Here is a 16,340-nt window from a genome sequence, read left to right on the forward strand (position 1 = left end):
CATGGGCGGTGGTCTTCTCGTCGCCGGCACCACCTCCGACGCCGGCAAGAGCGTCGTGACCGCCGGGATCTGCCGGTGGCTGGTGCGGCAGGGCGTCAGGGTCGCGCCCTTCAAGGCGCAGAACATGTCCCTGAACTCCTTCGTGACGAAGGAGGGGGCCGAGATCGGGCGGGCGCAGGCCATGCAGGCGCAGGCCTGCCGGGTCGAGCCGACCGCGCTGATGAATCCCGTGCTGCTCAAGCCCGGTGGCGAGCAGAGCAGTCAGGTCGTGCTGCTCGGCAAGCCCGTCGGGGAGCTGAGTGCGCGCGGCTACCACGGCGGGCGGCAGCAGCAGTTGCTCGGCACGGTCCTGGACTGCCTCGAGCAGTTGCGGGGCACGTATGACGCGGTGATCTGTGAGGGGGCCGGTTCTCCCGCCGAGATCAATCTACGGCGGACGGACATCGTGAACATGGGGATCGCCCGGAACGCCGGGCTGCCCGTGCTCGTGGTCGGCGACATCGACCGGGGCGGTGTGTTCGCCTCGTTCTTCGGGACCGTGGCGCTGCTGTCGCCCGAGGACCAGCGTTGCGTCGCCGGGTTCCTCGTCAACAAGTTCCGCGGGGACGTCTCCCTGCTGGAGCCGGGCCTGGAGATGCTGCTCGGCCTCACCGGACGGCGCACGTACGGCGTGCTGCCCTTCCGGCACGGGCTCGGGATCGACGAGGAGGACGGGCTGCGCGTGTCCCTGCGGGGAGCCGTGCGGGAGTCCGTGGTCGCCGCGCCCGTCGGCGAGGACGTGCTGCGTGTCGCGGTCTGTGCCGTGCCCCTCATGTCCAACTTCACCGACGTGGACGCCCTGGCCGCCGAGCCCGGGGTCGTGGTGCGGTTCGTGGACCGGCCGGAGGAACTCTCCGACGCCGACCTCGTCATCGTGCCCGGCACCCGCGGGACGGTCCGGGCACTGGAGTGGCTGCGCGAGCGGGGGCTCGCCGGGGCCCTGGTCCGCCGGGCCGCCGAGCAGCGGCCCGTCCTCGGCATCTGCGGCGGCTTCCAGATACTCGGCGAGCACATCGAGGACGACGTCGAGAGCCGCAGGGGCCACGTCGACGGGCTCGGGATCCTGCCCGTGCGGGTGCGGTTCGCCCGCGAGAAGACCCTCACCCGGCCGGCGGGGGAAGCCCTCGGCGAGCGGGTCGAGGGTTACGAGATCCATCACGGGGTCGCCGACGTCACCGGAGGAATCCCCTTCCTGGACGGCTGCCGGGTCGGCCAGACCTGGGGCACGCACTGGCACGGCTCACTGGAGTCGGACGGCTTCCGGCGGGCCTTTCTGCGCGAGGTGGCGGCCGCCGCGGGCCGCCGCTTCGTGCCGGCGCCGGACACCTCGTTCGCCGCGCTGCGCGAGGAGCAGCTCGACCGGCTCGGCGACCTGATCGAACAGCACGCGGACACGGACGCGCTGTGGCGGCTCATCGAGTCCGGCGCGCCACAAGGACTGCCCTTCATTCCACCGGGAGCGCCCGCATGAGCACTGTGTTGTTGTTGTCGACCGCCGACACGGACCTGCTGGCGGCCCGGGCCGCCTCCGGTGCCGACTACCGGATCGGCAACCCGACCCGGGTGGACGTCCGGGAGGAGCTGCCGGCCCTGCTGGACGGGGTGGGCATCGTCGTCGTCCGGCTGCTCGGCGGCAAACGGGCCTGGGAGGACGGGCTCGCCGCGCTGAAGGCCTCCGGCGTCCCCACCGTGCTGCTCGGCGGCGAGGCCGTGCCGGACGCGGAGTTGATGGCCGAGTCGTCCGTCCCGGCCGGTGTCGTGGCCGAGGCGCTGAGGTACCTCGTGGAGGGCGGGCCGGACAACCTCACCGAACTGGCCCGGTTCCTCTCCGACACCGTGCTGCTGACCGGCGAGGGGTTCGTCGAGCCGCGGAAGATGCCGGAGTTCGGCGTCCACGGCGAGCGCGTCCGGGTGGAGGGCCGTCCGACCGTCGGGGTGCTCTTCTACCGGGCCCACGAGCTGAGCGGCAACACCGCCTTCGTCGACACCCTGTGCGACGCGATCGAGGCACACGGCGCCAACGCCCTGCCGGTGTACTGCGGTTCGCTGCGCGGGGCGGACGAGAGGCTGTACGAGATCCTCGGCCGGGCGGACGCCCTGGTCGCCACCGTCCTCGCCGCCGGCGGCACCCATGCCTCGCAGGCCTCGGCGGGCGGCGACGAGGAGGCCTGGGACATCGGCGCCCTCGCCGAGCTGGACATCCCCGTGCTGCAGGGCCTGTGCCTGACGTCGTCGCGGCAGGCCTGGGCGGAGTCGGACGCCGCCCTCTCCCCCATGGACGCCGCCATGCAGGTGGCGATCCCGGAGTTCGACGGGCGGCTGATCACCGTGCCGTTCTCCTTCAAGGAGCAGGGCCCGGACGACGTGCCCGTGTACACCGCCGACCCGGAACGTGCCGCGCGCGTCGCCGGCATCGCCGTACGGCACGCGCGGCTGCGGCACAAGGACAACGCGGACAAGAAGCTCGCGCTGGTCTTCACCGCGTACCCGACCAAGCACTCCCGGGTCGGCAACGCGGTCGGGCTCGACACCCCGGCCTCGGCGGTGCGGGTGCTGGACGCGCTGCGGGACGCCGGGTACGGCGTCGAGGGGCATCCGGACGACGGTGACGAGCTGATCCACCGGCTCATCAACGCCGGCGGGCACGACGTGGAGTGGCTGACGGAGGAGCAGCTGGCCGCCGCGCCGGCGCGGGTGCCGCTGGCCGACTACCGGGCGTGGTTCGAGAAGCTCGACCCGGAGCTGAAGGACGCCATGACCGAGGCGTGGGGCGAGCCGCCGGGCGGCCTCTACGTCGACGGCGACGACATCGTGCTGGCGTCCCTGCAGTTCGGGAACGTCGTCGTCATGATCCAGCCGCCGCGCGGGTTCGGCGAGAACCCGATCGCGATCTACCACGACCCGGACATGCCGCCGTCCCACCACTACATGGCGGCCTACCGGTGGCTGGAGAACAGTTTCGGCGCGGACGCCATCGTGCACATGGGCAAGCACGGCACCATGGAGTGGCTGCCCGGCAAGGGCCTCGGGCTCGGCGGGGGCTGCGCCCCGGACGCGGTCCTCGGGGACCTGCCGCTGATCTACCCCTTCATCGTCAACGACCCCGGCGAGGGCACCCAGGCCAAGCGCCGCGGCCATGCCACCGTCGTCGACCACCTCGTGCCGCCGATGGCCCGCGCCGACACCTACGGCGACCTGGCCAAGCTGGAGCAGCTCCTCGACGAGTACGCGCTCGTCTCCGACCTGGACCCGGCGAAGGCCCCGACGGTGCGCGCCCAGATCTGGACGCTGGTCAAGGCGGCCGAACTCCACCACGACCTGCATGTCGACGACCAGCCGGACGACGAGGAGTTCGACGAGTTCGTCATGCACATCGACGGCTATCTGTGCGAGATCAAGGACGTGCAGATCCGCGACGGCCTGCACATCCTGGGCGGCGGGCCGGTCGGCGAGCCGCGCGTCAACCTCGTACTGGCCGTGCTGCGCGCCTCGCAGGTGTGGGGCGGGCAGGCCAACGCGCTGCCGGGGCTCAGGGCGTCGCTGGCGCAGCACTTCGGGCTGGTGGAGAAGGAGCTGCTGGCCGAGCCCGGGGCTCCGGTGAAGGTGCCCGTCGAACTGACGGACCTGGTGGACGGCCCGGCCCGCAGCGCCGCCGACGCGATCGACCTGCTGGAGCAGCTGTGCCGGCGGATCGCGGAGGGCATGGAGGAACGCGGCTGGGCGGCCGCCGAGAGCGCGCCCCTGGTCCGGGAGGTTCTCAGCACCGAGCTGCCCGAGGCGGTCGCGGTGGTGACGTTCGCCTGCACCGAGGTCGTGCCCCGGCTGGAGAAGACCACCGACGAGATCGGGCACATCCTGCGGGCGCTGAACGGCGGCTACGTCCCGGCCGGTCCCTCCGGTTCGCCGACCCGCGGGCTCGTCAACGTCCTGCCGACGGGCCGGAACTTCTACTCCGTCGACCCCAAGGCCATTCCGTCCCGGCTGAGCTGGGAGGTCGGGCAGTCGCTCGCGGACTCGCTGGTGCAGCGGTATCTGCAGGACACCGGCGCGTACCCCACGTCCGTCGGCCTGACGGTGTGGGGCACCTCGGCGATGCGCACCCAGGGCGACGACATCGCCGAGATCCTGGCGCTGCTGGGGTGCCGGCCGGTGTGGGACGACGCCTCGCGCCGGGTGACCGGGTTCGAGGTGGTCCCCCTGGCGGAGCTCGGCCGACCGCGCATCGACGTGACGGTCCGCATCTCGGGCTTCTTCCGGGACGCGTTCCCGCACGTGGTGGGGCTGATCGACGACGCCGTCCGCACGGTCGCCGAACTGGACGAGCCGGCGGAGTCCAACTACGTCCGGGCGCACGCCGATCAGGACACCGCCGAGCACGGCGACCGCCGCCGGGCCACGGCCCGCATCTTCGGCTCCAAGCCGGGGGCGTACGGGGCCGGTCTGCTGCCGCTGATCGACGCCCGCAACTGGCGCTCCGACGCGGACCTCGCCGAGGTGTACGCGGTGTGGGGCGGCTACGCCTACGGCCGGGGGCTCGACGGGCGGGCCGCGCGCGGGGACATGGAGACGGCGTTCAAGCGGATCGCCGTCGCCGCGAAGAACGTCGACACCCGTGAGCACGACCTCGTCGACGCCGACGACTACTTCCAGTACCACGGCGGCATGGTCGCCATGGTGCGGCACCTCACGGGCACGAGCCCCGAGGCGTACGTCGGCGACTCGGCCACCCCGGACCAGGTGAAGACCCGCACGCTCGGTGAGGAGACGCACCGCGTCTTCCGGGCCCGGGTGGTCAACCCGCGCTGGATGGCGGCCATGCGGCGGCACGGCTACAAGGGCGCCTTCGAGATGGCGGCGACGGTGGACTACCTGTTCGGGTACGACGCCACGGCCGGGGTCGTGGACGACTGGATGTACGAGAAGCTCAGCGCCGAGTACGTCTTCGACCCGGAGAACCGGGACTTCATGAAGAAGTCCAACCCCTGGGCGCTGCGCGGCATCACCGAGCGGCTGCTGGAGGCCGCCGAACGCGGACTGTGGGCCGAGCCGGACGCGGAGACGCTTCAGCGGCTGCGCGCCACCTATCTGGAACTCGAAGGCGACTTGGAGGGCGACGAGAAGTGACCACCCCCTTTCCGTTCACGGCCGTCGTCGGCCAGGACGACCTGCGGCTCGCGCTGCTGCTGAACGCGGTGTCCCCTGCCGTCGGCGGTGTGCTGGTGCGCGGCGAGAAGGGCACCGCCAAGTCGACGGCGGTGCGGGCCCTTTCGGCGCTCATGCCCACGCTGGACGTCGTCTCCGGCTGCCGGTTCTCCTGCGACCCCGGCTCCCCCGACCCCGGCTGCCCCGACGGGCCGCACGAGCCGGGGGCGTTCGAGACCCGGGCCGCGCGCATGGTCGAACTGCCCGTCGGCGCCTCCGAGGACCGCCTCGTCGGTGCGCTGGACATCGAGCGGGCCCTCTCGGAGGGTGTGAAGGCCTTCGAGCCGGGCCTGCTGGCCGACGCGCACCGCGGGATCCTCTACGTCGACGAGGTCAACCTCCTCCACGACCACCTGGTCGACCTGCTGCTGGACGCCGCCGCGATGGGCGCCTCGTACGTCGAACGTGAGGGCGTCTCCGTCCGGCATGCCGCGCGGTTCCTGCTCGTCGGCACCATGAATCCCGAAGAGGGAGAGCTGCGGCCGCAGTTGCTCGACCGGTTCGGGCTGACCGTGGAGGTCGCGGCCTCGCGGGAGCCGGACCAGCGGGTGGAGGTCGTGCGACGGCGGCTGGCCTACGACGACGACCCCGGCGGTTTCGCCGCGCGCTGGGCCGAGGAGGAGGCCGCCGTACGGGCGCGGATCGTCGCCGCCCGGGAGCTGCTGCCGTCCGTGCGGCTGGGCGACGGGGCGCTGCGGCAGATCGCGGCGACCTGTGCGGCCTTCGAGGTCGACGGCATGCGCGCGGACATCGTGATGGCGCGCACCGCCACCGCCCTGGCGGCCTGGGCCGGGCGTACGGACGTGCTCGCGGAGGACGTCCGGCAGGCGGCGCTGCTCGCGCTGCCGCACCGGCGGCGGCGCAACCCCTTCGACGCGCCGGGGCTCGACGAGGACAAGCTGGACGAGACCCTGGAGGAGTTCGGCGGCTCGGACGACGACGATCCGGACCCGGACCCCGGGCCGGACGGGCCCGGCGGGGGCGGCGGACAGCCGGAGCCCGACGACGCGCCGCAGGGCGACGGCGACGCCGGGGCGGCCCGGCCCGAGGCCGGTGAGGACGGGCAGCCGCAGCCCTCGGGGGCCGGCGAGCAGTCGGCGGCAGGCGCCTCCGAGCCGTTCCGCACCAAAGTGCTGAGCGTGCCCGGGATCGGCGAGGGTGCCGCCGGGCGGCGTTCCCGGGCGCGGACCGAGCACGGGCGGACGACCGGGGCCCGGCGGCCCCGGGGCGCGCTCACCAAACTGCACCTGGCGGCGACCGTGCAGGCCGCGGCGCCGCACCAGCGGGCGCGTGGACGATCCGGGCGGGGCCTGGTCGTGCGCCGGGACGATCTTCGGCAGGCCACCCGCGAGGGCCGCGAGGGCAATCTCGTGCTGTTCGTGGTCGACGCCTCCGGGTCGATGGCGGCACGGCAGCGGATGAGCGCCGTGAAGGGCGCGGTGCTGTCGCTGCTGCTGGACGCCTACCAGCGGCGCGACAAGGTGGGCCTGGTGACCTTCCGCGGCTCGGACGCGGACGTCGCGCTGCCGCCGACCTCGTCGGTGGACGCGGCGGCGGCCCGGCTGGAGACGCTGCCCACCGGCGGGCGGACACCGCTCGCCGCCGGGCTGCTGCGCGCGCACGACGTGCTGCGCGTGGAGCGGCTGCGCGACCCCGCACGGCGGCCGCTGGTCGTGCTGGTGACGGACGGCCGGGCCACCGGCGGCCCCGAGCCGGTCGCCCTGGCAGGGCGTGCGGCGCGGCTGTTCGCGGCCGACGGTGTCGCCTCGGTGGTCGTGGACTGCGAGTCGGGGCCCGTGCGGCTGGGCCTCGCCGGGCAGCTCGCCGGTGAACTGGGCGGTACCGCCGTGACATTGGACGAGCTGCGGGCGGACAGCATCGCCGGGCTCGTGAAGGACGTGCAGAGGAGGGCCGCGTAATGCCGCAGGGACAGCCGAGTGTGGTGCCGGACGACGGGCTGACCACACGGCAGCGCCGGAACCGGCCGCTGGTCGTCGTGCACACGGGCGTCGGCAAGGGCAAGTCCACCGCCGCCTTCGGGCTCGCGCTGCGGGCCTGGAACCAGGGATGGCCGATCGGGGTGTTCCAGTTCGTCAAGTCGGCGAAGTGGAAGGTCGGCGAGGAGCGGGCGCTGCGGGTGCTCGGGGACTCCGGCGAGGGCGGGTCCGTCGACTGGCACAAGATGGGCGAGGGCTGGTCCTGGGTGCAGCGCGACATCCAGGGTGACAACTTCACCAACGAGGAGAAGGCCCGGGAGGGCTGGGAGCAGGTCAAGCGGGACCTGGCCGCCGAGACGTACCAGCTGTACGTGCTGGACGAGTTCGCCTACCCCATGCACTGGGGGTGGGTGGACACCGACGAGGTGATCTCCGTGCTGCGCGACCGGCCCGGGACGCAGCATGTCGTCATCACCGGGCGGAATGCGCCGGAGAAGCTGGTCGGCTTCGCCGATCTCGTGACCGACATGTCCAAGGTCAAGCATCCGATGGACGTGGGCCAGAAGGGCCAGAGGGGCATCGAGTGGTGAGTGCTTCCGTCCCTCGGCTGGTCATCGCCGCGCCCTCCTCGGGCAGCGGCAAGACCACCGTCGCCACGGGGTTGATGGCCGCGTTCGCCGCGCGGGGGCTCGCCGTGTCCCCGCACAAGGTCGGGCCGGACTACATCGACCCCGGGTACCACGCCCTCGCCACCGGGCGGGTGGGACGGAATCTCGACGCGTACCTGTGCGGGCCCGAGCTGGTCGGGCCGCTGTTCCTGCACGGGGCGCGGGGGTGTGACATCGCCGTCGTCGAAGGCGTGATGGGGCTGTACGACGGGGCCGCGGGCGAGGGTGAGCTGGCGTCGACGGCTCATGTCGCGAAGCTGTTGCGGGCGCCGGTGGTGCTGGTCGTCGACGCCTCGTCGCAGTCGCGGTCGGTGGCGGCGCTGGTGCACGGGTTCGCGTCGTGGGACCCGGAGGTGCGGGTCGGGGGCGTGATCCTCAACAAGGTCGCCTCGGACCGGCACGAGGAGCTGTTGCGGGAGGCGCTGGAGCAGGCCGGGGTGCCGGTGCTGGGTGTCTTGCGGCGGGCTGCGCAGGTGTCCACGCCTTCTCGGCATCTCGGGCTGGTTCCCGTTGCCGAACGGCAGGGTGCGGCGGTCGGCGCTGTCGCCGCGATGGCCGCGCAGGTGGCCGACGGGTGTGACCTGGGGGCGTTGGAAGCACTGGCGCGTGCTGCCGGTGCCGTACCGGGGGGCTCCGCCCCCTGGACCCCCGCCTCGCCCGCTCACCACCCGACTCGGTCGGATGAGAAGCGAGCGCCCGTCGTCGCCGTTGCCGGCGGGCCCGCGTTCACCTTTTCCTACGCCGAGAACACCGAGCTCCTCACCGCCGCCGGTGCCGAGGTCGTGGTCTTCGATCCGCTGCGGGACGAGGAACTGCCCGACGGGACCGCCGGCTTGGTGATCGGGGGCGGCTTCCCCGAGGTGTACGCCGCCGAGCTGTCCGCGAACGAACCCCTGCGCAAGGCCGTTGCCGCCCTGGCGGACAGCGGCGCTCCCGTCGCCGCCGAGTGTGCCGGGCTGCTGTATCTGTGCCGGGAGCTGGACGGGCTGCCGATGTGCGGGGTGCTGGACGCCGGGGCGCGGATGACGGAGCGGCTCACTCTGGGCTACCGGGATGCCGTGGCCGTGGGCGACAGCGTGCTCGCGGCGGCCGGGACACGGATGCGGGGGCACGAGTTCCACCGGACCGTCGTGGAGCCCGGCGCGGGGACGGAGCCCGCCTGGGGGGTCCGCGCCCCCCGGCCGCGGGTCGAAGGTTTCGTACAGCGCGGTGTGCACGCGAGCTATCTGCACACGCACTGGGCGTCCGAGCCCGGTGTGGCCCGTCGGTTCGTGGAGAGGTGCCGGACGTCATGAGCAGCAGGCTGGTCGGAGTCGGGGTGGGGCCCGGGGATCCGGAGCTGGTGACCGTCAAGGGCGTGAACGCCCTGCGGGAAGCCGATGTCGTGGTGGTCCCCGTGATGGACACGGGAGAGCGCGGCCGGGCCGAGGCGACCGTGTTGCACTACGTGCCCGAGGAGAAGGTCGTCCGGGTCGTGTTCGCGCTGAACGAGCGCAGTGACCGGGGGCGGCGCGAGGCCGCCTGGGACGCGGCCGGGGGCCGGGTCGCCGAGTTGCTGCGCCGTCATGCCGCCGTGGCCTTTGCGACCATCGGCGACCCCAACGTGTACTCGACGTTCACGTACCTCGCGCAGACGATCACCGAGCTGGTGCCGGGGGCCGTCGTCGAGACCGTGCCCGGGATCACCGCCATGCAGGACCTCGCCGCGCGGTCGGGCGCCGTGCTGACCGAGGGCACCGAGCCGCTCACGCTCGTCCCCGTCACCGCCGGTTCCGCCGTGCTGAAGGACGCCCTGGCCGGGCCGGGGACCGTGGTCGCCTACAAGTTCGGGCGGCAGGCGCAGGAGGTCGCCGAGGCGCTGCGCGAGACCGGGCGGCTCGCCGACGCCGTGTGGGGTTCGGCGCTCGGGCTGCCGGAGGAGTCGGTACGTCCGGCCGCCGAGCTCGGCGACACGCCCCTGCCGTATCTGTCGACGCTCATCGCACCCGCCCGGCGCGACGGCGGACGGGGCGGAAAGCTCTGACCCGCCCGTCCTCCACCCCATCCCCGCTCACCCCCTGTACGAGAGGACCCCACCCATGGCCGACGCCCCCGCCGGCAAAGTGACCTTCGTCGGCGCCGGCCCCGGTGCCGCCGACCTGCTGACGTTCCGCGCCGCGCGCGCCATCGCCGAGGCCGACGTCGTGATCTGGGCGGCCAGCCTGGTCCAGGAGGAGGTCCTCGAGCACGCACGCGAGGACGCGGAGATCCTCGACTCGGCGACCATGTCCCTGGAGGACGTCGTCGCCGTGTACGAGCGGGCCCGCGCCGAGGGCCTCAAGGTGGCCCGTATCCACTCCGGTGACCCGGCCCTGTGGGGCGGCACGCAGGAGCAGGTCGACCGGTGTGCCGAGGTGGGCATCGCGACCGAGATCGTGCCCGGGGTGTCCTCCTTCTCGGCCGTCGCGGCGCTCGCCCAGCGCGAGTTGACCATCCCCGAGGTCGCGCAGTCGGTCGTGCTGACCCGGCTCGGTGGCGGCAAGACGCCGATGCCGCCCGGCGAGGAGGTCCGGGAGTTCGCCAAGCACGGCACCACCATGGCGGTGTTCCTCTCCGCCGCCCGCAGCGGCCAGCTCGTGCGGGAGCTGCTGGAGGGCGGCTATCCGACGTCGACCCCGGTCGTGGTCGCGTACCAGGCGACCTGGCCGGAGGAGCTGATCGTGAAGTGCACGATCGGCACACTGGAGGAGACGGTCAAGGAGCACAAGCTCTGGAAGCACACCCTGTTCCTGGTCGGCCCGGCGCTCGATGCGCACGGCACACGCTCGCACCTGTACCACCCGGGTCACTTCCACGGTTACCGCAAGGCCGACCCCGAGGCCCGCAGAGCCCTGCGCGAACGGGGTGCCAGTACATGATCACCGTGGTCGGGACCGGCACCGGGGCCCCGGTGGGCGAGGACGTCCTGGCCGGGGCCGGGCTGGTCGTCGGCGGCCGGCGGCATCTGGACGCCGTAGTGCTGCCGGAGTCGGCCGAGCGGATCGTGCTCGGTCCGCTGGCGCCCGCGCTCGACGCCGTCGAGCGACAGGTCGGCAAGGGCGGTCGGGTCGTCGTGCTCGCGTCCGGCGACCCGGGGTTCTTCGGAATCGTGCGGGTGCTGGCCGAGCGGTTCGGGCCGGGGCTGCTGGATGTGCGGCCCGGAGTGTCGTCCGTCGCCGCCGCGTTCGCCCGGATCGGGCTGCCCTGGGACGACGCCGTGGTGGTGAGCGCCCACGGCCGGGACCTGCGCACGGCCGTCAACGTGTGCCGGGCGCAGGCGAAGACGGCCGTGCTGACCGGGCCGGGCGCCGGCCCGGCGGAACTGGGCGCCGCGTTGCGGGACGCGCCGCGGGTGCTGGTCGTCGCCTCCGGGCTCGGTTCGCGGGCGGAGCGTGTGGAGCGGGTGACGCCCGGCGAGGCCGCCGCCCGGGACTGGGGTACGGCGGTGAACGTGGTGCTGTGCCTGGACGAGGCGCGGGCGCTCGGCGCCGCACGGACGGTCGCGGGGCCCGGGGAGCGGCCCGCCGGCTGGGCCTTGGAGGAGGCGGAGTTCGCCCACCGGGACTCGATGATCACCAAGTTCGAGGTGCGGGCGCTGGCCCTGGCCCGGCTGGGGCCGCGCCCGGGCGACCTGCTGTGGGACGTGGGCGCGGGCTCGGGGTCCGTGGCCGTGGAGTGCGCGCGGCTCGGTGCGGCCGTGACCGCCGTGGAGAAGTCCGCGGACGGGGCGGAGCGGGTCCGCGCCAACGCCGCCGCGCACGGCGTGGACGTACGCGTGGTGCGGGGCACGGCACCGGACGTGCTGGCGGATCTCGCCGAGGCCCCGGACGCCGTGTTCGTGGGCGGCGGCGGGCGCGAACTGCCCGCCGTCGTCACGGCCTGCGCGCGGCGTGCCCGGCGCACCGTGGTCGTCGCCATGGCCGCGCTCGACCGGGTACCGGCCGCGCGCGAAGCCCTGACGAACGCCGGTTTCACCTGCGACGGCGTGCTGCTGCAGTCGTCGCGGCTCGCGCCGCTGCCCGGGGACGTGACCCGGCTCGCGGCGACCAACCCCGTTTTCCTGCTGTGGGGCGTCCGGCCTCCGGCAGCTGTCGAAGAAGGAGTCGCTCAGTGATCGGCCTCATTTCCGCCACCGCGGCGGGAGCGGCTGCGCGGGACCGGCTGGCCGCGGCGTGGCCGGACCGCACGCGTGTGTACGAGGGTCCCGTCGGGGACGCCGTACGGACCGCGTTCGCGCAGTGCGAGCAGCTGGTGTGCTTCCTGGCGACGGGGGCGGTGGTGCGGCTGGTGGCACCGCTGCTGTCCGGCAAGACCGAGGACCCGGGCGTGGTGTGCGTCGACGAGGGCGGGCGGTTCGCCGTGTCCCTGCTGGGCGGGCACGCGGGCGGGGCCAACGAACTGGCCCGCGAGGTGGGCGAGTTGCTGGGTGCCGAGCCGGTCGTGACGACGGCCACGGACGCCGTGGACCTGCCGGGCCTGGACACCCTCGGCCTGCCCGTGGAGGGCGATGTCGCCGGGGTCTCGCGGGCACTGCTGGACGGCGAGGCCGTGGCGCTGCGGGCCGAGGTGGCCTGGCCGCTGCCGCCGCTGCCGGTGGCGGACGAGGGGTCGTACACGATCCGGCTGACCGACCGGCTCGTGGAGACGGCCGGGCGCGAGGCGGTGCTGCGTCCGCCGACGCTGGTCGTCGGGGTCGGGGCGTCCAGGGGCGCCCCCGTGGAGGAGATCCTCGGGCTGGTGGAGGACGCCCTGCGGGAGGCCGGGCTGTCCGCGGCGTCCGTCGCCGAGCTCGCCACCGTCGACGCCAAGGCCGGGGAGCCCGGCATCGTCGAGGCCGCGCGGCGGCTGGGCGTGCCCCTGGTGACGTACTCCGCCGGAGAACTGGCCGGGGTCGACGTGCCCAATCCGTCCGACGCGCCGCTCGCGGCCGTCGGGACCCCGTCCGTGGCCGAGGCCGCCGCGCTCGTCGGCGGCGGCGAACTCCTCGTCCCCAAGCGGAAGTCGGCCGCGAGCCCGGCGATGGCGACCTGTGCCGTCGTACGGCGGCCGGGGCGCGGGCGGCTCGCGGTGGTCGGGCTCGGGCCCGGCGCCCGGGACCTGCTGACGCCGCGCGCGAAGGCCGAACTGCGGCGGGCCTCCGTGCTCGTGGGGCTCGACCAGTACGTCGACCAGATCCGCGACCTGCTGCGGCCCGGCACCCGGATCCTGGAGTCGGGGCTCGGGGCCGAGGAGGAGCGGGCGCGCACGGCGGTCGAGGAGGCCCGCAGGGGACAGGCCGTCGCGCTGATCGGCAGCGGGGACGCGGGCGTCTACGCCATGGCCTCCCCCGCGCTGGCCGAGGCCTCCGACGACATCGACGTGGTAGGGGTGCCCGGAGTGACGGCGGCGCTCGCGGCCGGTGCGATCCTGGGCGCCCCGCTGGGCCACGACCACGTGTCGATCAGCCTGTCCGACCTGCACACGCCGTGGGAGGTCATCGAACGGCGGGTGCGGGCGGCGGCCGAGGCGGACATCGTGGTCACCTTCTACAACCCGCGTTCGCGCGGCCGTGACTGGCAGCTCCCCAAGGCGCTGGGCATCCTCGCCGAGCACCGGACACCGGCCACGCCGGTCGGTGTCGTACGCAACGCCTCACGGCCGGACGAGTCCAGCCGGCTCACCACGCTGGGCGCTCTCGACCCGGCGACGGTCGACATGATGACGGTCGTGACCGTGGGCAACACGGCAACCCGGGACATCGCCGGGCGCATGGTGACCCCGCGCGGCTACCGCTGGCAGTCGGCACAGGAGGGAGCCGAGTGAACCGCGTCGTTCATCCGATCGAGGAGGAGTCCTACCGGCGGCTGCGCGCCCGGCTGGACACCTCGCACTTCCCGCCGCTGACCCGGGCGGTCGTGGAGCGGGTCATCCACTCCGCCGCCGACCTCGACTACGCCACCGACCTCGTCATGGCCGAGGCAAACCTGCAGAAGGCACACGCGGCGCTGCACGCCGGGGCGCCCGTGGTCGTGGACGTGGAGATGGTCGGGGCCGGGATCACCCGGCGCGAGACCGTCTGCCGCCTGAAGGACGCCGTGGCAGGGGCGGGGCTGACCCGTTCCGCGCACGCGATCCGGCTCGCCCACGAGCAGGTCGGCCCCGGTGCCCTCTGGGTGATCGGCAACGCGCCGACCGCGCTGGAGGAACTGCTGACGCTCGACGCCGACCCCGCGCTCGTCATCGGACTGCCCGTCGGTTTCGTCGGAGCCGTCGAATCGAAGGCCGCACTGCGCGAGAGCGGACTGCCCGCCGTGAGCAACATATCCGAGAAGGGCGGGTCGGCGGTCGCCGCCGCCGCGCTCAACGCCCTGCTGTACCACCCCACTTCCGCCGAGGAGAAACTGTGACCACCCCGCCCGCCCTGCTCATCGCCGGCCACGGCACCCGGGACGACGCCGGAGCCGAGGCGTTCCGCGACTTCGTACGGCGGCTGGGCGCCCGGCACCCCGAACTGCCCGTCGCGGGCGGCTTCATCGAACTGTCCCCGCCGCCGCTGGGCGAGGCCGTCACCGAGCTGGTGGAGCAGGGCGTACGGCGGTTCGCCGCCGTCCCGCTGATGCTGGTGTCCGCCGGGCACGCCAAGGGCGACATCCCGGCGGCCCTGGCCCGCGAGAAGGAGCGGCACCCGGGCATCTCGTACACGTACGGGCGTCCGCTCGGCCCGCATCCGGCGCTGCTGAACGTGCTGGAGCGGCGGCTGGACGAGGCCCTGGGGTCGGCGGGCCGCACACCCGGGGACCGGGCCGACGTGACGGTGCTGCTGGTGGGGCGCGGCTCCACGGACCCGGACGCCAACGCCGAGGTGCACAAGGCGGCCCGGCTGCTGTGGGAGGGGCGCGGGTACGCGGGTGTCGAGACGGCGTTCGTGTCGCTGGCGGCGCCGGACGTGCCGAGCGGGCTCGACCGCTGCGTGCGGCTGGGCGCCCGCCGGATCGTGGTCCTGCCCTACTTCCTGTTCACGGGCATCCTGCCGGACCGGGTACGGCACCAGACGGAGGGCTGGGCGGCCGCCCACCCGGAGGCCGAGGTGCTGTCGGCCGACGTCATCGGGCCGGAGCCCGAGCTGCTCGACCTGGTGTGGGAGCGGTACGAGGAGGCCGTCAAGGGTGATCTGCGGATGAACTGCGACTCGTGCGTCTACCGCATCGCCCTGCCCGGTTTCGAGGACAAGGTGGGCATGCCGCAGCAGCCGCACTTCCACCCGGACGACGACGACCACCACCACGGGCACGGTCACGGGCACCACCACGGCGCTCACTCGCATGCGCACTGAGAACGGGCACGATCTGCGCCACCACGGGGACGCGGAGGTGCGGGACGACGGCGGATCGCTCGTCGACCTCGCCGTGAACGTCCGCGCGGACACGCCGCCGGTCTGGCTGCGGGAGCACATCGCCGCGTCCCTGGGCGGGCTCGCGGCCTACCCGGACGGACGCGCCGCGCGGGCGGCGGTGGCGGCACGGCACGGGCTGCCGGTGGAGCGGGTGCTGCTGACGGCGGGTGCGGCGGAGGCGTTCGTGCTGCTGGCGCGGGCGCTGAAGGTGCGGCGGCCGGTGGTCGTCCACCCCCAGTTCACGGAGCCGGAGGCGGCGCTGCGGGACGCGGGGCACACGGTCGGCCGGGTGTTGCTGCGGGAGGAGGACGGTTTCCGGCTGGACCCGGAGGCCGTCCCCGAGGACGCCGACCTGGTGGTGATCGGCAACCCGACGAACCCGACGTCGGTGCTGCACCCGGCGGACACGATCGCCCGGCTCGCCCGGCCCGGGCGGGTGCTGGTGGTGGACGAGGCGTTCATGGACGCGGTGCCGGGCGAGCGCGAGGCCCTGGCCGAACGCGTCGACGTGCCCGGCCTGGTGGTGCTGCGCAGCCTGACCAAGACGTGGGGGCTGGCCGGACTGCGGATCGGCTACGTGCTGGCGGCGCCGGAGACCGTCGACGACCTTCAGCGGGCGCAGCCGCTGTGGCCGGTGTCGAGCCCGGCGCTGGCCGCGGCCGAGGCGTGCGTGGGGCCGCGTGCGGTGACGGAGGCGGCCCACGCGGCGCACCGTATCGCCGCGGACCGCGCCCATCTGCTGACCGGTCTCGCGCGCTTCGCCCCGGCCGGGCTGCGCGTGGCCGGGCCGGCGCAGGGCCCGTTCGTCCTGGTCCGCCTGCCCCGCGCGTCCACGGTCCGCCGGCGTCTGCGCGACCTCGGCTACGCCGTGCGCCGCGGGGACACGTTCCCCGGCCTGGACGAGGAGTGGCTGCGGCTGGCGGTGCGGGACCGCGGGACGACGGACGGCTTCCTGCGGGCCCTGGAGCAGGCGCTGGCGGACTGACACTCACCTGCGCACAGCGGGAGGTCGACGGGCGTCGGGACTGCGGCCACCCGCCGGTGGGTCAGCCCCGGCGGCGGGCCAGGACCACCGCTCCTGCGCGTTCCCCCGCCGTCACCCGG

At 74.2% G+C, this 16,340-nt stretch carries 12 protein-coding genes; all 12 read left to right on the forward strand.

The features are described from left to right. Window position 1: 1 nt before the first annotated feature. Genes IO24_RS0134385 through cobC form a run of 12 tightly spaced genes read left to right on the forward strand, consistent with a single transcriptional unit; the run spans window position 2 to window position 16,221 of the window. Window positions 2-1,510, forward strand: coding sequence for a cobyric acid synthase (locus tag IO24_RS0134385; RefSeq protein ID WP_031142765.1), 1,509 nt, complete (start codon window positions 2-4; stop codon window positions 1,508-1,510). Beyond that, entirely contained in the window at window positions 1,507-5,163 is a 3,657-nt protein-coding gene (gene cobN / locus IO24_RS0134390; RefSeq protein WP_031142768.1) for a cobaltochelatase subunit CobN, read from the forward strand. The genes IO24_RS0134385 and cobN overlap by 4 nt, the downstream gene beginning before the upstream one ends. Beyond that, window positions 5,160-7,160: a putative cobaltochelatase gene (locus IO24_RS0134395; protein ID WP_031142770.1), complete on the forward strand. Its 2,001-nt coding sequence runs from the start codon at window positions 5,160-5,162 to the stop codon at window positions 7,158-7,160. The genes cobN and IO24_RS0134395 overlap by 4 nt, the downstream gene beginning before the upstream one ends. Beyond that, a complete protein-coding gene (cobO, locus tag IO24_RS0134400; RefSeq protein WP_031142772.1) occupies window positions 7,160-7,768 on the forward strand; it encodes a cob(I)yrinic acid a,c-diamide adenosyltransferase in 609 nt (202 codons plus the stop codon). The genes IO24_RS0134395 and cobO overlap by 1 nt, the downstream gene beginning before the upstream one ends. After that, window positions 7,765-9,141: a cobyrinic acid a,c-diamide synthase CobB gene (locus tag IO24_RS0134405; protein WP_037669202.1), complete on the forward strand. Its 1,377-nt coding sequence runs from the start codon at window positions 7,765-7,767 to the stop codon at window positions 9,139-9,141. Before cobO ends, IO24_RS0134405 begins: the two co-directional genes overlap by 4 nt. After that, complete coding sequence (gene cobI / locus IO24_RS0134410; RefSeq protein ID WP_031142777.1) at window positions 9,138-9,869, forward strand: precorrin-2 C(20)-methyltransferase; 732 nt, start codon at window positions 9,138-9,140, stop codon at window positions 9,867-9,869. Before IO24_RS0134405 ends, cobI begins: the two co-directional genes overlap by 4 nt. 55 nt (window positions 9,870-9,924) lie before the next feature. After that, the gene (cobM, locus tag IO24_RS0134415; protein ID WP_031142779.1) at window positions 9,925-10,743 is read left to right on the forward strand and encodes a precorrin-4 C(11)-methyltransferase; all 819 of its coding nucleotides are present in this window, start codon (window positions 9,925-9,927) and stop codon (window positions 10,741-10,743) included. After that, window positions 10,740-11,978 (forward strand): bifunctional cobalt-precorrin-7 (C(5))-methyltransferase/cobalt-precorrin-6B (C(15))-methyltransferase, encoded by a 1,239-nt coding sequence (locus tag IO24_RS0134420; RefSeq protein ID WP_031142781.1) that lies wholly within the window; start codon window positions 10,740-10,742, stop codon window positions 11,976-11,978. Before cobM ends, IO24_RS0134420 begins: the two co-directional genes overlap by 4 nt. Next, the gene (gene cobJ, locus IO24_RS0134425; protein WP_031142783.1) at window positions 11,975-13,666 is read left to right on the forward strand and encodes a precorrin-3B C(17)-methyltransferase; all 1,692 of its coding nucleotides are present in this window, start codon (window positions 11,975-11,977) and stop codon (window positions 13,664-13,666) included. Before IO24_RS0134420 ends, cobJ begins: the two co-directional genes overlap by 4 nt. Then, on the forward strand, window positions 13,663-14,250 hold the full coding sequence (locus IO24_RS0134430) for a precorrin-8X methylmutase (protein WP_031142785.1): 588 nt from the start codon (window positions 13,663-13,665) through the stop codon (window positions 14,248-14,250). The genes cobJ and IO24_RS0134430 overlap by 4 nt, the downstream gene beginning before the upstream one ends. Then, the gene (locus tag IO24_RS0134435; protein WP_031142787.1) at window positions 14,247-15,176 is read left to right on the forward strand and encodes a sirohydrochlorin chelatase; all 930 of its coding nucleotides are present in this window, start codon (window positions 14,247-14,249) and stop codon (window positions 15,174-15,176) included. Before IO24_RS0134430 ends, IO24_RS0134435 begins: the two co-directional genes overlap by 4 nt. Then, a complete protein-coding gene (gene cobC, locus IO24_RS0134440; protein WP_031142790.1) occupies window positions 15,166-16,221 on the forward strand; it encodes an Rv2231c family histidinol phosphate aminotransferase CobC in 1,056 nt (351 codons plus the stop codon). Before IO24_RS0134435 ends, cobC begins: the two co-directional genes overlap by 11 nt. Window positions 16,222-16,340: the final 119 nt, after the last annotated feature.

It is taken from the genome of Streptomyces flavovariabilis, from assembly GCF_000725785.1.
Taxonomy (GTDB): domain Bacteria; phylum Actinomycetota; class Actinomycetes; order Streptomycetales; family Streptomycetaceae; genus Streptomyces; species Streptomyces hawaiiensis.